Raw genomic sequence first — 23293 nt, 5'->3', positions numbered from 1 at the left:
AACCGAATTGTTACGGCCCGTAAATTTATGAAATATATCAGGAACTTTAAAATTGTTCATATTGTCCCGTTTCTTTCTTAGGACGTAAAATAAGGCGGATAGACGGATTGTTGGTAATGAATAATCTCAGCCAGTTGAATGCCAGACGCGCTTTGCTCCTGAAGGTAACCAACGGAATGATATGGATAAACAGCCACGTAAGCCACGCAATAAATCCTTTATAAGAAAACTTCGGCAGATCCACGACCGCATTGAATTTCGAAATGATGGCCATGCTTCCTTTATTGTTATATGTAAAAGGAGTCTGCTCTTTTCCTTCCTCCATTCTTTTAAGGTTCTTTCCTAAATTCAGCGCATGCTGAATGGCCACCTGAGCCAGCTGCGGATGTCCTTTAGGAAAATTTTTATCGGTCAGCTGTAAAGAAATGTCTCCCAATGCGTAAACATTATTCATGCCTTCCACTTTATTATAAGCATCCACAAGTATTCTTCTTCCTTTTCCAATGCTTTCCGCAGGCAATCCGGGAACTTCACGCCCGATGACTCCGGAGGTCCAGATCAGGGTTTCCGTATCAATCGTGCGTCCGTCGGACAAAATTACTTTCTGGTCTATATAATCTTTTACGGCTACATTTAATATAATCTTCACACCAAGCTTCGTCAGTTTTTCATGGGCTGCTTCCTGAGCCATCTTGCTCATCGGCGAGAGTAAAGTAGGAAGTGCGTCGATTAAATAGATATTGGAAAGGCTGAGCTTAATTTCAGGATATTCTTTCTCAGCGATATAGCTTCCCATTTCTGCAATCATCCCGGCAAGTTCCACCCCGGTCGGTCCGCCTCCGGCTATAACGATGTTCTGTAATTTCTGTGCTTCTCTGATGTTTTTATTTCGGGCAGCTTCCTCAAGGGTCAGCAGCATGTAATTCCGCAAATACAGTGCTTCATCAATGGTTTTCATCGATAGAGAGCATTTCTTTACGTTTTCCATCCCGAAATAATTGGTTTCAGTACCTAGGGCCAAAACAAGATAGTCATATTGAAGAACACCGCTGTCTGTTTTGATGGAATTGTGCTCATGGTCTACATTCATAAGGCTTCCCATATGAAAATTAACATTCCTGTATTTTGAAATCATTTTCCGGAACGGATAACTGATGTTTGATGCTTCGATAAATGAAGTGGCTACCTGATAAATTAGAGGCGGGAAAAAGTGATAGTTGTTTTTGTCAACCAGTGTTATTCTGAACCTTTTATCATTCACAAGAGATTTGATAAGGTTGATTCCTGCAAAACCTCCGCCGACAATGACGATGTGCTTTTTCATATTTTAAATGATATTGTAGTGGTGTGAATTAAGCTTCAAGAATAACGCCAAAGGACGGTATTGTGGTATTTATTATCACGGATCCTTCAGCCTTTCCGAATTCCCTGCACGATGTTTGTATCCTATACTGAAACCAAATCTTAAACACTAGTATATGAAACCAGACATTTTAACGGAAAAACACCAGCTGGGTCTAGGCGGAGTAGCCATCGGTACAGCCTTTGAAGCCCTTACCGACGGGCAATCTTATGAAGTTTTACAAAAGGCATGGGACCTGGGAATCCGCTATTACGATACATCACCGTGGTACGGTCTCACAAAAAGCGAAAGAAGATTCGGAAACTTCCTGCACGGGCAGAACCGTGATGAATTTGTTTTGTCCACAAAAGTAGGACGCCTTTTCGTGGAAGTTGCTGAAGATGAAGTGCCGCCAACCATGTGGCAGGATCCTTTACCATTCGATTTTGAACACAATTATACGGCAGATGCTATTAAAAGATCGATTGAAGAAAGCTTGGAAAGATTAAGATTGGACCATATCGATATTGTATATGTTCATGATCTTTCCGAAGACCAGGTGGGTGATCGTTACGATTATTTTTTAAAACAGGCGAGAGCAGGTGCTTTTAAAGTATTATCTGAACTTCGAGAACAGGGCGTAATCAAAGCCTGGGGAATGGGCGTTAATAAAATAGAGCCGATCCTGGACTGCCTGGATTCTGCCGATCCGGACATCTGTCTTTCAGCAACGCAATATTCAATCCTTGAACATGAGGACGCGATTGACCGATTGCTTCCTGCTGTAAAAAAAGCCGGTGTGAAGCTCGTTTCCGGAGCAGGATACAATTCCGGATTTATCAACGGCAGGCCAAGGTATAACTATAAAGATGTGATCCCGAAAGGCATGACAGAAAAACGTGAAAAGATTGAGGAAATTGCCAAAAGATACGGGACAACCATTACCCATGCAGCGCTTCAGTTCGTTCTTGCAGCTGATGAATTTGTATCAATCATCCCGGGAGCCAGCAAGCCGGAACAGGTGGAAGACAATGTAAAAGCCTGGAAAGAAAATATCTCTTCCGATTTCTGGAAAGAATTGAAATCCGAAGGATTAATTTACGAAAAAGCACAGGTTCCTAACTAATCATCAGAAGATATTATTTATGCCTCCCAATCGGGGAGGTTTTTTGTTTTAAGGATTTAAATTTACGGTTAAAAAAAACTTAAATTAAACTTAAAAAGCCAACAGCCGATCAATAGTAGGTTTTTGACAATAATTAAATTCAAAAACAATTTAATTTATATATGCAAGCAATGATTTTTAATTTTTTTTTAAGGATCTGTTAAATATTTTGTGATACAATGTTATCCGTATGTTAACGGCCTGAAAATTTACTTCTGAATAATTTTGCCATACAATTTTGAAGTATAAAAAAATGAAAAAAATAATCTGTGCTATTGCATTGTTATCTTTCAGCCTAGCTTTCTCGCAGGAAACCAGCTCTAAAATTTTCGGAAGACTAAAAGGAACCTCTTCCGAAATGACCATCAAAGTAACCCACATCCCAACCAACAGCAGTTTTGAAACCAAAACCAACAAGAACGGCCAGTTCAGTTTAGACAACCTGCAGCCGGGTGGGCCTTATACCATTGAGGTGACAGACGGCGCAAATGTAGTGTATTCCAACAGCAATGTGCAGCTTTCCCTCGGAAACAACGACCTTCCGGTAGTAGAGCTTGGCAACAGGGAAAAAGTAATTGATGAAGTGAAACTGACTTCCAAAAGAACGACTGCCGCAAAATTCGGCGTAGGAATCAGCCAGGCACAGATTTCAGGATTGCCCAATATCAACCGCGGTATTCAGGATGTCACGAAGCTTGTTCCTCAAAGTGCCAATAACTCTTTCAACGGGACGAATTTCCGTTACAACAACGTGACTATTGACGGTTCTATTAACAATGACGCGATCGGGTTCAGCCCTTCACTGGGAGGACAGACCGGAACTTCAGGAATGCCCGGAAGCAGCACCCGTTCCAATTCCATTAGTCTGGATGCCATCCAGGATGTGCAGGTCTATATCGCTCCTTATGATGTAAAATTGGGGAATTTTCTGGGAGGAAGTATCAATGCCGTTACCCGGAGCGGAAGCAATAACACGGAAGGTTCTATGTATTTCTACGGCAGAAATGCCTGGATTACCGGAAAGAACCGGGTGGGCGACAATTCAAAGATGCCAAACTCATTCGGAGATTATATTTACGGCGGAAGGGTAGGATTGCCTGTTATTAAGGACAAGCTTTTCTTATTCACGAATATGGAATATACGAAAAGAACGGATCCAGTTTTTTATAACGCCGGAGACCAGGGTTCGCTTGTCAGCGGTTCCGTAGCCCAGCAGATTTCAGATTTTGTACGGAATAAATATGGGTTCAATACCGGAACTTTCGATCAGTACACCAATTTCTCCGAAAGTTCGAAACTGTTCAATAAACTGGACTGGAAAATTAACGATAAGCATACTTTATCCATTAAAAACAATACGGTATTTTCCCATGCTTCCAATTTAGAGAGAGACGGTGCGAACTTCCGTTTCTCAAGCATGGATTTCGTGCAGAAAAATACGTCTTCCTCTACAACCCTGGAATTGAAAAGCCGTTTTAACGACCGGTTGAACAACAATTTGGTGCTGGGCTACTCATCCATCCACGATTACAGGGATCCGACTTCCCAGAATGCGATGTTCCCGCAGGTAGAAATTGCCTATAACGGAGGAACCATCCTGCTCGGAAACGACCGGGAAGCAACGGTTTTCAACATGAGACAGAAAACGTTTGAAATTACAGATAACCTGACGTATAAAGCGGGACATCATACATTTTTACTGGGAACACATAATGAGCTGTACAACATTGATTATGGTTTTGTAAATGCCCTGAATGGAAGGATTTCCTATAAAAGTTTAAATGATTTTTACAATTCAAATCCTGCCAGGATCAGAGGAACCTATTCTTTAGCCGGAGAAAACAGACAGGATTTATTTGATAACCCTTACGCGCATTATAAAGTAAATCTGCTGTCCGCTTATCTTCAGGATGAAATCAACTGGGGAAGGCTGAGACTGACGCCGGGTGTGAGAATTGATTATACCGATCTTCCGAATAAGCCGGTACTGAGCCCGAAAGTAACCAGTTCGCCTGCCGATCCGTATTACGGAAACACCTATACGTACACACCTCTAAGCCAGCTAACCAACGACTATCTTAACAAACCTACCATTTCCCCGCGATTAGGATTTAATTTAGACCTTACGCAGGACCGGTCGCTGATCATGAGAGGAGGATCCGGTATTTTCGTAGGAAGAATTCCTTTCGCATGGCTCGGTTATGCTTATTATAACGACGGTGTAGGATTCGGAAGTTATGATTACAATGCTCCGACTGCCGCTCAGCTTGCTGCTAACGGAGATCCGCTGGTAAGCGGGAACTTCCCGAAATGGCAGAACTCCTCCAAAGTACAGGTGGATTTAATTGATAACAATTTTAAAATGCCACGGGTATGGAGAAGCTCACTGGCTTTCGATTATACTTTATCCGGATATAAATTTACCCTGGAAGGAATCTACACGAAAGTGCTGTACGACCTGAAATTCCAGCAGGTAAACAAGACCGACAATGTAACGTATTTCAGCTATGATACGAACCATGAAATGCCCGTTTATACAACCAATATCAACAGCAATTTCTCCAATGCCTATATGCTTTCCAATACGAAAGAAGGATACCGTTACAATGTAACCGCTCAGCTTTCCAAGGCATATAATTTCGGTTTAAATTTCTTTGTTGCATATACCTACGGGGATGCAAAAGATATTACGAATGGAATCCGGAACTCCATGGAAAGCAACTGGCAGATGAACCAGTCTCTTACGCCTAATGACCCTAAACTTTCAACTTCCAACTTCGCTATCAAGAACAGGATCGTCGCCAACTTAGGATACTCCGTACCGCTTTCCCAATCGAACAGGCTTTCTGCCAATGTGTACTTTAATGCACAGTCCGGAAACCCTTTCTCATGGGGATTTGTAAACAGTACGATTGCCAACAGCGGACAGGCGGCAGGTCTTGCCTATATCTTTAAGGATGCAACAGAAGCGGCAAAATACATAGCTCCGATCAAAGATGCATCAGGAAATATTGTAGTGACAGCACAGCAGCAGGTAGCAGATTATGAAAAATTCATCAGCGGGAATGACTACCTGAACAGCAGAAGAGGAAAATTCACGGAGAGAAACGGCGATTTCACCCCTTGGAATATCCAGGCTGATTTCAGGATTATGGATGAAATAAGACTCAGCGAAAAATCCAAAAGCAGCTTACAGATCTCATTCAGCATTATCAACCTCACGAACTTACTGAATAAAGACTGGGGGAAAGTGTATTTTGTACCGAATACCTTTAACTCGACAGCGAGTGTCGGTTTAACGAAGGTAGGAAACGTGGCCACAGGACAGCCTTCTGCGGGAGATCCGGTCTACAACTTCAAGACGCCGGGACTTCCATATACGATCGATCAGTTTGCTTCCAGATTCCAGGGGCAACTGGGAATCCGTTATAATTTCTGATTTTTCTTTTCAGATCAATACAGACTTACTAATTCTTTCAATAGAAGTCCGGAGTTTTTCTTCGGGCTTCTTTTGATTTCTATGAACCTGTTAAAAGGCAGGAAGAGGGAGGCTGGATACTGGAAGTTTTTCCCAATCCGCCGATAAAATGGGAGTTTCTTCGACAGGCACAGTATGACCACGCGCCTTTGTTTTCATCTCAAACTTCATTTAAGGCGAATAAAAAATCAAACATCCCGGCATTTACAACTAGGTATGTAGTTATATTTATTATATTTGCTGACTTTTAGAACAAAAATTTAAAAAAAATAATAAGATGAAAAAGTTAATCACAACATTTTCTTTAGCCGCAGGACTTTTCCTGACCTCTAATTTGGTAAACGCACAGCAGAAAATAGGACATGTCAACTCCGACGATGTTTTCAATAACCTTCCGGAAGCTAAAACTGCAGAAGCCTCTTTGGATACTTTCACAAAAACCAAGCAGGGTGATATTGAAAAAATGATCACCAGTTACCAGACCAAGCTTAAAGCTGCGCAGGATAAAGAAAAAACCATCAGCGAAGCCAATAAGGAAGCGGTAATTAAAGAATTAACCGCTGCACAGACCGAACTTCAGACATTAGGTAAAGATATCGAAACCGCAAGAACTAAAGCAGCACAGGATATCAGCAAAAAACAGACTGAACTGTTCACACCAATCCAGCAGAAAGTAGCTTCTACCATCTCTTCAGTGGCCAAAGAAAAAGGACTGGCTTATGTATTTGATGTGGCAAGTTCCCAGGGAAGCAACATCGCTTATATGGATGGAGGAGAAGACATCACTCCCGCAGTGAAGGCGAAACTGGGCGTAACAGGCGGTAAAAAATAGCAGAATAAATCTTCCAGAGATTTCACGGATGGTTGTTTTTACAGCTGGAAGCTGGATGAAGGAAGCTGGAGGTTTAATAAGTGTATATTGATGGCAGGGGCCTTCAGGAACCGTTTTACTTATTTAGATCACGAAGTATATGACAGAATAACAGAAATTATAACAGCTGAAAAATTTCACTACTTCGTTTGTCATCCCCGCAGGGGATCTCAACATAGTATGAGAGATAGACCGTAAAGATTTAGGATGAATTCCTATAACACGGAAGTCTTCTGTAGATTTGATGGATTTTTATAAATTTTTGGGTGGCTTTAAGTGTCGTAACCAAATAGCAGTGAAGCATTACGCAATGAAAATCTTAGATTTTTCTTCTTCTGTGATCTAAAATATGTACAACGAGAGTAACTAAATATAATGTATCTCATGTATAAAAAGCTCATGTAACTTTTGCATCATAACAATAAAAAAGCTGGAAACTCCATTTCCAGCTTTGTATTTTCAGTTTCTACATTAATCTAATCGAGGGGCCTTCTGCCGGAGATAAGATTGTAAAGAACCACAATGATGGCGATAACCAGCAAGATGTGAACTAAATATCCTGTATCCATTCCAGGTACGACACCCAACATTCCTAAAAGCCACACTACTATACAGATAACTGCGACTAACCATAATATACTTCTCATAATTTAAAATTTTAAGTGATTTGATTTATGCTATACATATACTGTGCCTTTTTTTAAAAATTAATTTAAAACAAATACCACAAAACAAGTTTTCACTCAAATTTTATTCAAAATTATGCGGATTCTATAATAAGCCAAAGCGAAGCAGCGCATGCTCAATACCGTGTTCATCCACTTCCTCGGTTACAAAATCGGCAATTTCCTTTACCTGATCATTGGCATTCCCCATGGCAACACCTATTTTCACAAACTTAAGCATCGAAATATCATTTCCGCCGTCCCCGAAAGCCATCGTATCATCCGTATCGATCCCGAAATACCGGCAAAAATTTTCTATGCCCAGCTGCTTGGTAATTCCTCCCGCATTTACATCGGCGAAAAGAGGGGTCCACCGTGAAGATATACTGTTCGGCATCACCTCACGCATAAATTTTTCCTCGGCTTCAGGCCGTAGAAAGATATTGGCCTGAAGCACATTCTCCGTATCGATATTCTCATGGTCATGAACTGGTGGTACGGGAAGATTTACATGGGCATACATTCCCACGACCTCAGGTGTGGCATCATTGATCTCCACCTTGTTTTCATACATTAAGGAGTAGCTCAGCGGCGATTCGGCAGCATAGCGGACAAGGCTTTTAATATCAGCCGGGTCAATTGTATATCTGGAAATCAGCTCATGGGAAGTCGTAACGCAGTAAGCGCCGTTAAAGGTGATAAAACCGTCAAATTCTAGGTGGCTGATGTGGTGCAGGGAATTGATGGACCGTCCGGTGGCTACAATAACTTTAATTCCTTTTTCGCGGAGTTTCTGTAAGGCATTCTGAGTAGATTCGGGTATTTTTCCGGTTTTGAAGCTGATCAGTGTTCCGTCGATGTCAAAAAATACTGCTTTTATATCGTGAGGGTTGTTACCGTCTGGCATATTCATGAAGTGTTATGATTTTGGGTTAATAAAAATACAACATTCTTTTATTTAATTCAGGACAGATGGATCAACCGGGATTATATTTTTGTTAAATTAAATAATATGAAGAAGTTATTGACTATAATATTTTAAAACTCTATTTTATATACCATTGATCTTAACGCAAAGGTATGGTTCTTGCAGAATTCCGGATATCACAAAATATGTATTATGAATAATCAGGAAGAAATATCTGTTTTAAACGATCTGCTTCACATTACGAATGACAGAATCGAAGGTTTCGGAAAAGTAGAAGGCAAAGTCTGGGAAAATTATCCGGATGTAAAGCCTGAGTATGCAAAAATGAATTCTCTGACAAAAGTAATGAAGAATGAGCTGATCGATCTTATTACCGAAAAAGGTGGGGAGGCTGAAGATTCCCCGTCCGTAGCCGGTGCTTTGCATAGGACATGGATCGACATTAAAAATTCCTTTACTCTCGGAAACAGGGAAGAATCCACAATCGGAAATGTAGTTTTTGGCGAAAAAGCAGCCATTGATGCCTACCAGAATGCGATCGACAGCGGAAAGCTCAGTGAAAGAAGTTTGCCGATCGTCTCCGAACACCTGAAAAATATCAAAGATTCTTATCACCAGTTCAAAGGAATCAGCGAATACAAGGACAAAGATTAAGTGCGCTCACGTATATCTTTTGAAACAGCTTTTCATTTTGTAATGAAAAGCTGTTTTTATTTTTGAATACCGGATTAATTCAATATTCCGTTCATCTCGGTTAAAATTACCGGTTTTCCGTCGGTAATCAGGATCGTATGCTCATGCTGAGCCATATATCCGCCTTTGTTCCCGACCATGGTCCAGCCGTCTTTTTCTTCAACGGCAATACCGGAAGTAGTGGAAATAAAAGTCTCGATTGCTACAACTGAGTTCTTTCTGAATCTTCTTGTATCAAACCGGTTCCTGTAATTCATCAGTTCATCCGGTTGTTCGTGGAGGCTCCGTCCGATCCCGTGTCCTCCGAGGTTCCTGATCACTTTATAGCCGCGTTTTTTCGCCTCCGTTTCCATCAGTCCGCCGATATCGGCAATTTTCACCCCGCCTTTAATGCTGTTGATGGCCTTTCTAAGGATATCTTTAGAGGCTTCCACCAATTTACCGTGATCGTGAATATCTTCTCCGATCACAAAAGAACCGCCGTTATCTGCCCAAAAGCCATTAAGCTCCGCAGAAACATCGATATTAATAAGATCTCCTTCTTTCAACACCTTTGCATCACTAGGGATTCCATGACAGAATTCATTATCAACGCTGATGCAGGTCCAGCCGGGAAATCCGTAGGTAAGGTAAGGGGCAGACTTGGCTCCAAAATCAGAAAGAATCTTTGCTCCGTATTCATCAAGGTCTTTGGTTGTCATACCGGGCCGGGCATATTTTATCATTTCCCGCAACGTAAAGGCAACGGCTTCACCTGCTTTCCGCATTCCGGCTAATTCCTGTTCATTTGTAATGGACATACTTCTGTTTTTAAATGGATTATTTAAACAAAGTTAATGAATTGGTTTTTGGATTTTCCTGTATTCACTAAATTGTGGTACTTATTAGTGGATTTAATGAGCGTCTAAATGATGGGCTGGGAGAGGGAAGCAGGATGCCGGAAGTTTATTCAATCACTATGCTTCAAAGAGATTTTGAAAAAAATTGTATCGAAAAGTCGCTTGACCAGCAATTAAGAACTCATATATCTTTCAATTTTTTCTGAAAGTTAAATAAAATAGGGAAGGAGCTAACATATACGGACTGTAAATCAATTATTTAGACTATATTTCTTTAATTTTACCTCAAGAAAAAAGCCACAAATCCGATAAAGGATCTGTAGCTGTATATGTTTAAATAAAGTTTTACCATTAAAAATCTTCCGGAAAAATACCGGTCGCATACTGCCAGACTTCAACAATTTCATTCAGGGGAATATCATACGGTTCGTAGAACGTGTTGTCCGAAGCTACCGTAAGTGAAGTTTTGTTTTTAGCTCTTAAGCGTTTATAGGTAATTCCGTCATTTAAAGTAATAAAGACATACGTATTGCCGGATTTCAGATCATTGACGCCTTCCATATATTTTCCGATAATGAAAGAACCATCTTTAAAGGGCGGCATTGAATCGCCATCGGCCGGAAAAGCCCTGAATTTTCCATTTTTAAGAAACGGCAGCGAAATCGTCTGCAGGCTTTCAATATAATCGGGATCGCTGTAACCCCGGAGATAACCCATGGTGGCTTTTTGAGGAACGATCTCGATGCTTTCGTTGCCTTGCTGATCTACAACAACCGGCAGAACGATCCGGTTATCCGGAAGTTTCAGCATATCTTTCAGAGAATGCTTCGTTAAGTCTACGGAAAGCAGAAGATCAATGCTTACGTTAAATATTCTGGAAATTCTGATCAGCACATCCACAGGAGGCTTGGATTTTCCATTTTCATAAGAACTGTACCTGGAAGAGGTGATTTGTATCTGCTGAGACAATTCGCGCTGGGTTTTCCCGAGGGTACCGCGCAAAAGCCGGATATTTTCTGAAAAAATTGACATTTAAAAAGATTAGAGTAACAAAAGTACGAATGTTTTAAGAAGAAGCCAACTTTAAACAGCGAAAAAGACGGCTGAGACATAATTGGGCGTACCCATTAAACTGCTGAAAACCTTCAAATCCCAATTCCGAAAAAACATCCAATTTAACATAATATAAATTATAGGACTTTTTGTAAAAACGTTCAAAAGAGTGATATTGACCAAAAAATCCCTCATTTTCATACATTTTTAACCACTTGATTTAAAGGCATTTTAGGGCTTTAAAATCAATCAAGAACCTTAGCTATCTGACTGATATTAAGCGGCTTTAAAAGCCCTGAAATCAAAACTTCTCCTCCCATTCAAAATTAAGCTATATTTTTATATTTAAAAACTTTTAGAATTTAAAACCAGACAAAAACGATATGAGCAAAAACAATATAACCCAGGAACAAACGAATGAACTTTTAAAAGTTCTGAAAACGAGATTCGACAAAAACATGAATCGTCACAAAGATTTGCAATGGGATAAAATTTTGAAAAAACTGGAAGAAAATCCAGATAAGCTTCGGTCTCTTTATGAAATGGAAAAAACCGAAGGCGAACCTGACGTTATAGATTATGATGAAAATACAGATGAATATCTCTTTTTTGACTGTTCGCCCGAAAGTCCTAAACGCCGAAGTCTCTGCTACGATTTCCAGGCCTGGGAATCCAGAAAAGCCAATAAACCGTAAAATAATGTTATGGATACAGCTGCAGAAATGGGTATCGAACTTCTGTCTGAAGAACAATACAGAAAGCTGCAGGAAGTGGGAAAATTCGACCAGAAAACGTCAAGCTGGTTAAAAACGCCTCAGAATATCCGTGATTTGGGCGGAGCTCTCTTTGGCGACCGCCGTTACAATACGGTCTTCGTCTACCACAACGGAGCCGATTCTTATTATACAGCACGGGGTTTTCGCGGCTGTTTAAAAGTTTAGAACGAGAATGACAAACTAGCAAACTACTCTTTTTAAATAATTTTTTTTCATGTAAAATACAATTGTTATTTTAGCATAAGTGAAATTGAATTAATAAAATAAAAAGGATATGAAAAAATTAATTGTGTTAAGTGTCCTGTCTGCGATTCTGCTGAACTGCAATAAGAAAGCGGAAGCGCCGGTTGCCGAGACGGTCTCTTCCGACACGACTGCTGCTACGGAAAAAGTTAAGGATACCTTAGGCCCGAAATCCTATTGTTACATGGGTGTTACCGGGAAAGATACCGTTTTTGTAAGCATCGACGATAACCTCGGAACCATTACCGGAAAAATGGCCACCAAAAACAGTGAAAAAGACAGCAACAAAGGAGATCTTACCGGCTTCAAATCCGGAGATACGCTGAAGCTGACCTATACTTTTGCTTCCGAAGGAAAAGCAGGAAATAAAAACGACCTTTATTTCATTAAGACCAAAGACGGCCTGGCCGAAGGAATCGGCGAAAGAGACGAGGAAACCGGAACCAAATATACCGACGAGAAGAAAATAAAGTATGCCGGCGGAAGAACCTTAAAGACAGCAGACTGCAACTTGGTCGCTAACGCTCTAAAATAATAGAAATATTCATCAACAATTGTGAGATCTGATAAAGCAAAATGCAACCGTCTTGGTTGCATTTTGTTTTATAATTCTTTTCTTATTATTTCTATAAAATCATTCACCGGCTCATCGCCTGTATTCCATGAGGTAATAAGGCGGATGGCAGAAGAATCTTCATCGATCTTTTTCCAGACGTAAAATTCAAATTTCTCCGATAATTTTTCGATCAGTGCATGGCTAAGGATTGGAAAAATCTGATTGGTATAGGTATCGGATAAGAACTGCACTCCCCTTTCCTTCATGGCATTTTTCATCTTCATCGCCTGCTGATTCGCGTGCTTAGCAAGATCAAAATAAAGGTCATTTTTCATCAGTTCAAGAAACTGAATTCCCAACAGCCTTCCCTTTGCGAGCAGCGCGCCTTTCTGTTTGATATTAAATGCAAAATCCTGTTGCAGCTCAGGGTTATTGATAACAATGGCCTCCCCGATCAGTGCGCCGTTCTTGGTTCCTCCCAAGTAGAAAATATCGGTAAGTTTCGCCACCTTTTCCAGCGTAAGATCACTAATTTCCGATGTCAATCCGTGCCCCAGCCTTGCGCCATCCATAAAAAGATAAAGATGATTTTCCCTACAGAAAGCTGAAAGGTCTTCCAACTCTTTTAAAGTATACACCGTTCCCAGCTCCGTGGAATTGGAGATATAAACCAGCTTGGGCATTACCTGGTGCGGAACGTTCCTGTGGCCTTCTAATACTGGAATAATGTCTTCCGGAGTCAGTTTTCCGTCTTCCTTTTCAATGCTCAGAATCTTGTGCCCTGTTGCTTCGATAGCTCCGGTTTCGTTATTTAGAACATGCCCCGTTGATGCAGAAACCGCACATTGGTAGGGTCTTAAAACAGAAGAAATAACGATAAGGTTGGCCTGTGTGCCGCCTGAAACAAAATAGATATCGGCATCAGGATTTTTCATCCTTTCGTTAATAAGTTCTTTGGCCTTCCGGGAATATTCATCTTCTCCGTAACCCGCCTGCTGATTGAGATTGTTTTCTAAAAGTGCCTGTAAAATATCAGGATGACAACCTTCCGAATAGTCGTTTTTGAATGAGAATTTCATAAGGTAAAATTAAAAAAAGTTCATCGAATGCACCTTATTTATTGGTAATATTTTGTTAGATTTGTCATGATTAGCATCTAACATTTTGAAGACAACATTAACAGAAGAGAATTACCTGAAGGCCTTATTTCATGTAGTTGACCATGAAGGAAAGGTAACGATTAACGAGCTGAGCAAATTTTTAAACGTAAAAATGCCGAGCGTTAACAACATGATGAAGAAATTTGCCGAGAAAAACTGGGTGGTCTACGAAACCTATAAGCCGCTGAAAGTAACGGAAAAAGGCCGACGGGAAGCAGCCCTGGTCGTAAGAAAGCACCGCCTGACGGAAATGTTTCTTGTTAAAAAAATGAATTTCGGTTGGGAGAATGTTCATGAGATCGCCGAGCAGCTGGAGCATGTACACTCTGCCGTTTTCTTTGATAAAATGGATGAGATTCTGGATTATCCTAAATTTGATCCCCACGGCGAACCCATTCCGGATAAAGACGGCAACATTATTTCCCAGGACCTTCAGAAACTGAGCAACTGTGAAGTGGGCGAAACCGTTGTTTTCACATCCGTTACCCTTTCCGACGATGCCTTCCTGAATTATTTAACGGAACGGAATTTATTGCTGAATAAAAAAATCAACATCCTGAAGATTGAAAGTTTCGACAGATCATTTACCGTTGAAGTCGACGGGAAACAGGAAGTTCTGAGCCGCAAAGCCACGGATAAAATTCTGGTGAAGAAGTAAGATTACGTATTGAGGGTACTTAAAGCCATATGCTTATCTGTGAATTCTACAACAGATTTTCTCTGTATACTGCTAATACTATATTGAGATCCCTACGGGATGACAAACATTGTGCTTAAATGCAAAGCTTCAGCATTAGAGAAAGGAATGGCAATCCGGTAGTTGGAGATTCTCGAAACTACCAGATCTTTAAGCTTTCTATTCTTAGTCAATTACTTTAAACTGTTTTTCAATATTTCTGAAACCGTTTCTATCTCCTCCATGGTATTGAAATAATGGGGTGAGAGTCGTACGATTCCATGAATATTTTTGGTGGAAAAATCAATGAGTGCAGAATTTTTATAAGTGACTGAAAAGTAAACGTTGTTTTCTTTCAACACCTGCTGGATCTTTTCAAGATCGCCGTCAGGACCGGAAAAAGTAACGATGCTGCTCAGGCGGTTTCCCCAATCCCATACGCTGAATCCGCTGCTTTTAAGATTTTCCCGTAGTCTGTCGGATAAGCCTTTGTTATATTGCTCCACCCTCTCCATTCCTACGCTGTTGGCATATTGCACCGCATGCTTTAATCCGTAAAGTGAAGCGTAGGAAATTTCCCAGTGCTCAAACCGTTTTGCGGTTTTGAACAATTCATAATCGTCATACGCTGTCCAGTCCGCTCCTCTCATGTCCAGTAAAAGCGGTGCATATTCCTGTTCCAGAACCCGGTCTGAAACATACAGGAATCCGGTTCCTCTCGGCCCGCGCAGAAATTTCCTTCCTGTTGCCGTAAGAAAATCACAGTTTATTTTTTCGACATCCACTGCCAACTGTCCGACAGACTGGCAGGCATCTACGAGATACAGAATATCATGCTTCCGACAGATTTTTCCTACCGCTTCTACATTCTGGATCAGTCCCGAATTGGTAGGAATATGCGTAACAGCAATAAGTTTCGGATGATGTTCACGGATCAGCTTTTCAAGGTCTTCCAGATCCAGTTCATGATCGGGCAGATTCTTCATTCTGATCACTTTCACGCCCAACTTTTTATGCAGGGAAATAAAAGTAATCTGGTTGGAGATATAATCGTCAGCCGTTGTGATGATGACATCGCCTTCTTTAAAAATAATACTGGACAAAGCTTTGGTATAGGCTTCGGTAGCACTCGTAGCAAAAGCAATATTACGCGATTGGGCATTTATCAGTTTTGCCGTTTCATCATAGAAGCCTTCCAACGCGTTTGCATTTACGTTTGCAACATGATATCCGCCTGAAAGTTCTTCCTGTTTCAGATAATCGGTCATTACATCGGTTACCACATTCGGCATTAAAGAAGATCCGGCATTGTTAAGAAATATTTTGCCGTCTGCCAGGCCGCGGATATCCTGTCTTATTTTATTGATGTCCATTTTAAATTTATTGAAATATAATGTTACGGATTTTTATTTATTCAAGAAAATCCTTTCTCACCTTTGCACTTCCAACAAAAAATCCCGGCATAATAGCTCCGGGATTTATATTTAATAGTTTTTCTGAATTAGTCCAAAACGCTCCATCCTCTTTTCGGATTATTGTTATTGGAAACTTCCTGTTCGTTAACGATAATATTTTCTTTTCGCTGACCGATGTAATCCAGTTCGCTCAGCTTGGCAAAGATCGTCTCCAGGCTTTTCAGCATCTGCTGGATGTAGATAAAAGGTTCGCCGCAGTTATGATGGTCATAATTGGTTTCGGCAACGATCGACAGCTGATTCAGCAGCGTGTGAGGAGCGATTTCACTCCATTCCAGACTATAATTCAGCATTTCCTCCAGTTCGGCAGGCACCAAGACCTGGGTTGCATTATACAGGCGAAGTGCCAGCTTAGAAAACAGCTCAATCAAAAATACCGGCGGCTGATAAGGTGTGATGTTCCTGAACTGGAAATACATATCCCCAAAAGTATTGATCATGGTATTGCACAAAAACTTTACGTTCTGTGCCAATGCCGTATTCTGGTTTTTATGGGAAGCTTTCTGAATAATCTTAAAAGCATATTGCTGCAGATTTCCAACAGATTTTGCGAAAATATTGTAATAATCCAGTAAAGCCGGATGGCTCTGGATGGAAGTACACGGCGGAATAAAATTGGAGTCCACCTGCGCGATATTCCCTTTCAGGTCTACCTTTCCGATGATCAGATAATTTCCTCCCGAATAGCTGCTGTTCAGGGATGTTACCGGGAGCAGTTCCAGGTGGTGATTGGACTGTGTGTTGGGATGCCGCGGCGGAATTTCCTCCGGGTCGATATCCCCGAACGGTACTTTATCAAACGGATTAACGGAAATAAGGATGTAGTATTCTCCGTCCGCCTGTTCTTCGTTCATGGATTTGGCCAGAGATTTTACACTGACTCTCCTATCCAGCAGTTCTATCCTGTAACCGGCCATCGTGACGGCACTGCAGCGTTTGATAACCAGCTGTACATCGTTGGTTGCCGTATTGTGAACGTCGAAGATCGTGCGGTCTGTAAATTCATTTGAAATCGGCAGAAGCCCGTAATTATATGTAGTGATCCCCAATGAATTGGAATCTCTGATGGTATCAATTAAAAAATTATCCTGATCATTAAGATGTCTCTGGGAAACTTTCATCCCGTCAACCCAATTGATGGCAAAATGCTTAATAGGCTGTATCATATTCAATATTTTTTAAATTGTGCGTGATTGTGGTTTTCTCAGTCCTTCTTCTTCGTGCTGGATTACTCTTTTGCAGATCACCACATCGTTTTCTGAAATGCGGTTGTCGGTAATGTCCTGATCAAAATCGATATATTTCCTGAAGCTGAAAAAAGATTTTTTAGTGTAAAAGATCCAGTAATACGGCTCCTTTATCTCATCGGTAAGATGGATTACGGAATTCGGATTTTTGTGATTGTAGTCGTCAACGACCCGGTAGAACCAGTCGCCGAAGGTGATGCCGGTCGGAAGGGTTTTGGCTTTAATCCTGAACCGGTTGGCTTCTTCCAGGTTTTTGCTCAATTCTACATTCAGGACCATCAGGCGGTCGAAATCGGCACCTTCAAAATCCGGAAGCCGCTGCTCGGGCGAGTATCTCCACGTCTTATAAATATCAACGGGAATACTAATAAGCTGTACATAGCAGTAATGAAATACCAGCGGTACAAGGAAGATAAAAATACTCGTAGCCGCCATTAAGGGATATCCGGTTCCTTTGCTGATCCAGTTGAAGATCAGGTAAAAAAGATAGCCTCCGAATCCGATACACGTTAGGGAAAGTATCGATTCAAATAAAATACTTTTTGTGGTTGAAGTGAAATGCCTTTTGAAATACCGGTCTGATAAATTCACGTGTATAATCCCTAAAATAAGGTAAACAATCTGTGCGATAAGATACCAGTATGGATTAAACATATTTCCCGCAAACCCGAAGATTCCGGGAATAGCAAGGCATAAACTGCACAGCAGAACATAAATGATAATGGTTTTAATCTTTATGGCAGGCTTATTTCTTCTGATAGCAGCTAAAATTACCATCATGATCACTGCAAATAAAGGCATCAAAATATACCTTAAAAAGATTCCTTTTACTGACGAAACTTCCATCTGTCTTTTCGAATTAATATTTTTTCTTGGTGAATGTAAATATAGTTAAAATTTTCACAGGAATGTAGAGTATCCGAGCCTGTTTGCATTTCTTTCGTCATCTTCCAGCGCAAAAGAATATTCCTGTTTCTCGGTGATGAAATTTTCCTCTATATCGACGCTTACCGGCAGGAAGTAGTCATACATGGCCTGCAACACTTTCCGGAACGGGCTTCCGTCGATATATTTCTTCATTTCCTTGTAGGGTATCGGCCCGATATTCACGACCCAATTTCTCTGCCCGTCCATGTGTCTTCCGCTTGGAATGTAAGTGACTCCCAGTCTGGAATTCCCCAGCAGCATGGAGTCGTCCTGCTCTTCTATTCCATCGATGACATTCGGGGCAAACGTAACCTTTACTGGAACCTGCAAAAATGCGGTCATACAACGTTCAAACCAGGTTCTATCGCCCCGGATCTGATGGAAAAACGGCAAAATATAAATAAAAATGTATGCGTTTTTCTTATCGAGCATATCGATCAGCGGCCACAATTCTCTTATGGTATTCAGCAGGGCATCGGTATCACTGGAAATGTCAAAATCGAATTCTTTCAGCAAAGCACTGATCTCGGTAAAAAATATTTCCAGCTCAAAAGGCTTGAAGAATTTGCGGGCATCCTCCTCTACTTTTTTCTGTCTGCGGATCTCACGGACCACCGTATCCACATTTTTTCGGGAGGCGCCTAATGAAGGCGGATGGAAAAGCCCTTCCGGAAGGTAATCGTAAATTCCTTCCCGGTAGGTTTCGATAGTGAAAACTTCTTCGTCAAAACCCAGATAATCGCTTGAAATACTTTTGATGTCTTTTAAATACGCCCGGTCGTTGATCCCGATGCGGTTGATAAAAATATTGCTTACCGCCCTGTGGTATTTTAAAAGATTTACGGCGACTGCTTCCGCTTTGAAATCGGTCTGCAGTTTATTGTAATGCATGTCTACAATATTATTCTCATACATGGTCTTTGCTGTGATTTTGGCTTGTAAAAATAGTATATCTCAAATTATTGAAAAAATATTTCCCAATGAATTTTCTACTAAAAATACTAAATAATTATGAGCAAAAGAAGGAAAAGATAAATAAGGTTAAGACTGAGGCTAAGTTTTTAGGTGAGGAGCTTAAGGAGTTTGCCACCTTTTACCTTTACCTTTACCTTTACCAAGACTTAAATTAATATTTGATTAAATTTTCCCACCCCTTCTCCGAACCTTGAACTCAGCCTTAAAATTAACCGTATCTTTGCCCCCTGAAAATGTTATTTTACAATGAAAAGTATGTATTCTAAAATTCTGGTTCTGGCATTGATGGTATCTTCCCTGTATTCTTATGCGTGGGGGCTTACGGGACACCGAATTATTGCAGAAATTGCAGAAAATCACCTGTCCGGAAAGGCAAGAAGGGAAATTAAAAAATTGATGGGAAGAGAGCGCCTGGCTTATTGGGCTAACTGGCCGGATTTTATTAAATCCGATACTACCGGTGCCTGGAAACAGGCTTCTGCATGGCATTATGTAAACATTGACCCACAGACGGATTTCAAAGTATTTGAAGAAAAACTGGAAGCACAGGCGGGCCCAAGTTTATACACTCAGGTAAAAACTCTATCCAGACAGCTGAAAGATTCGAAAACTCCGGAAAAAGACAGAAAGATTGCCCTGATCTTCCTTATCCATATTATGGGAGACCTGGCTCAGCCGTTGCACGTAGGAAGAGCGGAAGATTTGGGAGGTAACAAGATCAATGTAACGTATTTCGGAGAAAAGACAAACCTGCATTCGGTATGGGACGGAAAGCTGGTGGACTCTCAGAAATACAGCTATACGGAATATTCCAAACTGCTGGATATTAAAACCGATGCTGAAGTACAACAGATTCAGAAAGGAACGCTGGAAGACTGGCTATACGATTCTCATAAAATGGCCAACAAAATCTATGCGCAGACACCGAATGACTCCAAGCTGGCTTACGATTACCAGTACAAATTCAACGATACGATGGAAAGACAGCTTCTTTACGGCGGTCTGAGACTGGCGAAATGGCTGAATGATCTTTTTTAAGGTGAATGGTGAATTTGCCATTTGATTTTTAAATACACAGCGGGGCTTCGGTTCCGCTTTTTTGATGGTCAATGGTGAATAGTGAATAGTGAAATGTCAATTTTTCATTCGTTAAGTTTATATGAGGCGGGGCTTCGGTTCTGCTTTTTTCTTTGAATGAGTGAATTGTGAATGGTCAATTGTGAATTTGCTATGTGTAAAGCAATATAAAAATATAACTTCAGATAAACATACAACCATTTCTAATCAAGGATCTTAAATTCCCCTCCAGAGGAGGGGTGGCGAAAATTCTGAAAGAATTTTCACGGGGTGGTTTTTAAGAGTGAATTTTGCGATGCAAATGAATGGTCAATAGTTAGTAGTCAATTATCAACTCAGAATAGGAAAAAATTGACAAGCGTAGCGGATTGACCATTGACACGAAGGAATTGACTGTTACGCTTTGGTGATTCTGCAAGCCGAAAAGTTGTCTTTGCATGATGTGTAAAATCATCGGCTACCGCCCTAGCCCCGATTGCAGTGGAAATCCTTTTTTGGAAAAAAAGATTGCAACGGAAAGCGGGAAAAAGCTCCTTGAAAAAATAGGAAAGACAAGTATCCAAAAGATAAAACCGGCTTTCCGGAACGGTAAAACGCATAATTTACAACTAATTTTTCAAAACAAGTTTAATTCAATGAAAAATTTCTGTCCCTGCTGTAACCTTTTTGACGTTTCATACGTATAATATAATAGAAACTCTTTTTTGAGGATAAAATAGATGAGACAATTAAAAATCACTAAGCAGGTAACCAACAGGGAAACTGCTTCATTAGACAAGTATTTGCAGGAAATTGGTAAAGTGGAACTGATCACTGCGGACGAAGAGGTAGATTTGGCACAGCGAATCCGTGCGGGCGACAGAGCAGCACTGGAAAAATTAATTAAGGCCAACCTCCGTTTCGTAGTATCCGTATCCAAGCAGTACCAAAATCAGGGTCTTTCTTTACCGGATTTGATTAACGAAGGTAACTTAGGACTTATGAAGGCGGCAAAAAGGTATGATGAAACTAGAGGTTTCAAATTCATCTCTTACGCGGTTTGGTGGATTCGTCAGTCGATCTTACAGGCTTTGGCAGAACAGTCGAGAATTGTAAGACTACCGCTGAACAAAATCGGTTCCATCAATAAGATCAACAAGGCTTACGCTCACCTTGAGCAGGAAAACGAAAGACCACCTTCTCCGGAAGAGTTGGCTGAAGTTCTGGACATGAGCGAAGAAGACATCAAGGAATCGATGAAAAACTCCGGAAGACACCTGTCGATGGATGCACCTTTAGTAGAAGGTGAAGATTCCAATCTTTATGACGTATTGCGTTCAGGAGAATCTCCGAGCCCGGATAAAGACCTGATGCTGGAATCGCTTCAGATCGAGATCGAAAGAGCATTGAATACACTGACTCCAAGAGAAGCAGATTTGGTAAGACTGTATTTCGGACTAAACGGGAAACATCCAATGACCCTGGAAGAAATCGGTGAAACTTTCGACCTTACCAGAGAACGTGTTCGTCAGATCAAAGAAAAAGCGATCAAGAGATTGAAGCACAACACCAGAAGTAAGATTCTGAAATCTTATTTAGGGAAGTAATTTTTAACGATACATAGATACGCGGAGCTTGATTTTCAGGCTCCGTTTTTTATTTTTATGGGTGATGGTAATTTATTGCAACACATCAGGCACAAAGAGATTTTTATTGGCTTGTGTATATTTTAGAACATATAAGATAAAAATCAAAGATATTTAACAACAGTTTATTTCGAATTCTTTTTTCAGAAACATAAATTTAATACATAATTAATGAGGACGAAATCCGGTTAACGTAAGAATCCGATAGCTTCGCATCCAATTCAAAACAGTGTAAATTATTAATTATGATTCAGAAAAAATTTTTTGGATGGATGCTCTTGTTGTATGCGCTGACCAGCGTTGGGTGCCAGAACAATGGCATCACTTCAATAGAAGAAGAGCAATCTTTAAAAGCCAATATTGGCAGAGCATCTGCGGATGCAAGTGTAAGTGTTAATGCTTATGTGGATACCAGCACCTACATCAATTCCGGTTTCAGTTTCTTAAATCCGTCACAGATCAATAAAAACCGCCAGGCCGTAGGCGGAAGCGCTTATACCGAAGTCTATGGATTCAATATCCCTGAAGAAAACCGGGTACGGGGTATCCGCTGGAATACCGACGATGAAACAACCGCACTCTGGAGACCGCAGGGAATCGCAGGATTTACCAAAGACGGCGTCCGTTATCTTCTGGTAAGCTGGTACGCCAAAGATGAAGCCGCATTCAAAGGGTCGCGCATTACCCTGATCGACATCAGCCCAAGTTCAAGCACTTATCTTACTTACCGTCATATCCTTCTGGTGCAGCCCGATATTCCGACAGCTCCGACAGACTATTCACAATATTCTTCGTATGCCCCGCTGAATGTACATGCCGGTGGAATGGCTTATTTTAAAGGTAAACTTTATATCAGCAGTACGAATCTGGGAGTCCGTGTATTCGATCTGAATAAAATCATTGAAGTAACCACCGGCGATACAACCAATAACAAATGCGGTAAAGATTCCAACGGGAATTTGTTCGCTTTCAATTACCGGTATATTCTACCTCAGACGGGATATCAGAAAATCAACAATGCTAATCCATTCTCGACAATTCAGGTAAATGATGAAGGCACCCAGTTTTGGACCGGACAATATTACTCCGGCAGTGCGGATGCTTCCATTGTTCCCAAAGTCTTTGGATTTCCTGTTGATGCCAACGGAACCCTCCAGAATACCGGAATTGTATCCGTTACACCGAAAAACAGCCTTTTCACCGATAATCATGCCCATGGAATACAGGGTGTATTCAGAAAAGGAAACCGAACCTGGCTTTCGTGCACCGGATCTCCGAGCAATTCTTACGGATCCAATGCAAGACTGGCCCGCTACACCGATGGTGCCGATGATACGGTACGCTTTCGATGGCCTTACGGAGTGGAATCCCTTTACTATGAATCTCAATACAATTACCTGTGGAGCCTGACGGAATTTGAGCCCAACGCAGGCGCACAAAACGGAAGCCAAGTGAACCGATGTATATTTGCGGTTGATTTTTCCAAATATGAATAGAAAACTTTGAAGGTGAATTAATGTGA

At 40.9% G+C, this 23293-nt stretch carries 20 protein-coding genes and 1 pseudogene; 11 read left to right on the top strand and 10 right to left on the bottom strand.

The features are described from left to right. Positions 1 to 46: 46 nt before the first annotated feature. Positions 47 to 1324: an NAD(P)/FAD-dependent oxidoreductase gene (locus QE422_RS12210; RefSeq protein WP_307458650.1), complete on the bottom strand. Its 1278-nt coding sequence runs from the start codon at positions 1322 to 1324 to the stop codon at positions 47 to 49. Between the two features lie 154 nt (positions 1325 to 1478). On the opposite strand from QE422_RS12210, the gene QE422_RS12205 reads away from it, so the two are divergent. The 3 genes from QE422_RS12205 to QE422_RS12195 all read left to right on the top strand — a co-directional run bounded on the left by QE422_RS12205 (position 1479) and on the right by QE422_RS12195 (position 6817). After that, complete coding sequence (locus tag QE422_RS12205) at positions 1479 to 2468, top strand: aldo/keto reductase (RefSeq protein ID WP_307458647.1); 990 nt, start codon at positions 1479 to 1481, stop codon at positions 2466 to 2468. 292 nt (positions 2469 to 2760) lie between these two features. After that, positions 2761 to 5946, top strand: coding sequence for a TonB-dependent receptor (locus QE422_RS12200; RefSeq protein ID WP_307458645.1), 3186 nt, complete (start codon positions 2761 to 2763; stop codon positions 5944 to 5946). A 316-nt stretch (positions 5947 to 6262) separates the two neighbouring features. After that, positions 6263 to 6817 carry an OmpH family outer membrane protein gene (locus QE422_RS12195; RefSeq protein ID WP_307458642.1) on the top strand — a complete coding sequence of 185 codons (555 nt, stop codon included), beginning with the start codon at positions 6263 to 6265 and terminating at the stop codon, positions 6815 to 6817. A 515-nt stretch (positions 6818 to 7332) separates the two neighbouring features. Here the strand turns inward: QE422_RS12195 and QE422_RS12190 are convergent. Together QE422_RS12190 and QE422_RS12185 are read right to left on the bottom strand one after the other, a co-directional pair. Then, positions 7333 to 7503 (bottom strand): lmo0937 family membrane protein, encoded by a 171-nt coding sequence (locus QE422_RS12190; RefSeq protein ID WP_143149831.1) that lies wholly within the window; start codon positions 7501 to 7503, stop codon positions 7333 to 7335. Between the two features lie 124 nt (positions 7504 to 7627). Further along, positions 7628 to 8434: a Cof-type HAD-IIB family hydrolase gene (locus QE422_RS12185; protein WP_307458637.1), complete on the bottom strand. Its 807-nt coding sequence runs from the start codon at positions 8432 to 8434 to the stop codon at positions 7628 to 7630. A gap of 207 nt (positions 8435 to 8641) precedes the next feature. On the opposite strand from QE422_RS12185, the gene QE422_RS12180 reads away from it, so the two are divergent. Continuing rightward, positions 8642 to 9103, top strand: a complete 462-nt coding sequence (locus QE422_RS12180; protein ID WP_307458634.1) for a PA2169 family four-helix-bundle protein — start codon at positions 8642 to 8644, stop codon at positions 9101 to 9103. A 74-nt stretch (positions 9104 to 9177) separates the two neighbouring features. Here QE422_RS12180 and map read toward each other — a convergent pair whose 3' ends face one another. Together map and QE422_RS12170 are read right to left on the bottom strand one after the other, a co-directional pair. Then, positions 9178 to 9942, bottom strand: coding sequence for a type I methionyl aminopeptidase (gene map / locus QE422_RS12175; protein WP_307458632.1), 765 nt, complete (start codon positions 9940 to 9942; stop codon positions 9178 to 9180). Positions 9943 to 10332: 390 nt separating this feature from the next. Further along, positions 10333 to 11013 carry a LexA family transcriptional regulator gene (locus QE422_RS12170; protein ID WP_307458628.1) on the bottom strand — a complete coding sequence of 227 codons (681 nt, stop codon included), beginning with the start codon at positions 11011 to 11013 and terminating at the stop codon, positions 10333 to 10335. Positions 11014 to 11417: 404 nt separating this feature from the next. Between QE422_RS12170 and QE422_RS12165 the strand changes: the two are divergent. Continuing rightward, positions 11418 to 11975 (top strand): annotated as a pseudogene (locus QE422_RS12165) (DUF4256 domain-containing protein). A gap of 109 nt (positions 11976 to 12084) precedes the next feature. Then, positions 12085 to 12588 carry a hypothetical protein gene (locus QE422_RS12160; protein WP_307458626.1) on the top strand — a complete coding sequence of 168 codons (504 nt, stop codon included), beginning with the start codon at positions 12085 to 12087 and terminating at the stop codon, positions 12586 to 12588. Positions 12589 to 12656: 68 nt separating this feature from the next. Here QE422_RS12160 and QE422_RS12155 read toward each other — a convergent pair whose 3' ends face one another. Further along, positions 12657 to 13688, bottom strand: a complete 1032-nt coding sequence (locus QE422_RS12155) for a low specificity L-threonine aldolase (RefSeq protein WP_307458624.1) — start codon at positions 13686 to 13688, stop codon at positions 12657 to 12659. An 85-nt stretch (positions 13689 to 13773) separates the two neighbouring features. Between QE422_RS12155 and QE422_RS12150 the strand changes: the two genes are divergently transcribed. Continuing rightward, positions 13774 to 14427, top strand: coding sequence for a metal-dependent transcriptional regulator (locus QE422_RS12150; RefSeq protein WP_307458622.1), 654 nt, complete (start codon positions 13774 to 13776; stop codon positions 14425 to 14427). Positions 14428 to 14639: 212 nt separating this feature from the next. Here the strand turns inward: QE422_RS12150 and QE422_RS12145 are convergent, their stop codons facing one another. From QE422_RS12145 to QE422_RS12130, 4 genes are all read right to left on the bottom strand, one after another. Then, positions 14640 to 15818, bottom strand: a complete 1179-nt coding sequence (locus QE422_RS12145; protein WP_307458621.1) for an aminotransferase class V-fold PLP-dependent enzyme — start codon at positions 15816 to 15818, stop codon at positions 14640 to 14642. Positions 15819 to 15946: 128 nt separating this feature from the next. Next, positions 15947 to 17086, bottom strand: a complete 1140-nt coding sequence (locus QE422_RS12140) for a hypothetical protein (RefSeq protein ID WP_307458620.1) — start codon at positions 17084 to 17086, stop codon at positions 15947 to 15949. Between the two features lie 12 nt (positions 17087 to 17098). Beyond that, positions 17099 to 18013: a TssN family type VI secretion system protein gene (locus QE422_RS12135; protein ID WP_307458618.1), complete on the bottom strand. Its 915-nt coding sequence runs from the start codon at positions 18011 to 18013 to the stop codon at positions 17099 to 17101. A 54-nt stretch (positions 18014 to 18067) separates the two neighbouring features. Beyond that, positions 18068 to 19009: a type VI secretion system baseplate subunit TssG gene (locus QE422_RS12130; RefSeq protein WP_307458615.1), complete on the bottom strand. Its 942-nt coding sequence runs from the start codon at positions 19007 to 19009 to the stop codon at positions 18068 to 18070. A 65-nt stretch (positions 19010 to 19074) separates the two neighbouring features. Between QE422_RS12130 and QE422_RS12125 the strand changes: the two genes are divergently transcribed. The 4 genes from QE422_RS12125 (at position 19075) to QE422_RS12110 (ending at position 23267) form a co-directional block, all read left to right on the top strand. Continuing rightward, positions 19075 to 19224 (top strand): hypothetical protein, encoded by a 150-nt coding sequence (locus QE422_RS12125; RefSeq protein WP_307458613.1) that lies wholly within the window; start codon positions 19075 to 19077, stop codon positions 19222 to 19224. Positions 19225 to 19324: 100 nt separating this feature from the next. Then, positions 19325 to 20107: a S1/P1 nuclease gene (locus QE422_RS12120; RefSeq protein WP_373463382.1), complete on the top strand. Its 783-nt coding sequence runs from the start codon at positions 19325 to 19327 to the stop codon at positions 20105 to 20107. A 758-nt stretch (positions 20108 to 20865) separates the two neighbouring features. Then, complete coding sequence (locus QE422_RS12115) at positions 20866 to 21732, top strand: RNA polymerase sigma factor RpoD/SigA (RefSeq protein WP_027385416.1); 867 nt, start codon at positions 20866 to 20868, stop codon at positions 21730 to 21732. A gap of 284 nt (positions 21733 to 22016) precedes the next feature. Further along, positions 22017 to 23267: a hypothetical protein gene (locus QE422_RS12110; protein WP_307458583.1), complete on the top strand. Its 1251-nt coding sequence runs from the start codon at positions 22017 to 22019 to the stop codon at positions 23265 to 23267. Positions 23268 to 23293: the final 26 nt, after the last annotated feature.

Origin of the sequence: Chryseobacterium sp. SORGH_AS_0447 (assembly GCF_030818695.1) — a bacterium.
Taxonomy (GTDB): Bacteria; Bacteroidota; Bacteroidia; order Flavobacteriales; family Weeksellaceae; genus Chryseobacterium.
This window is presented reverse-complemented; position numbering and strand designations above follow the sequence as displayed.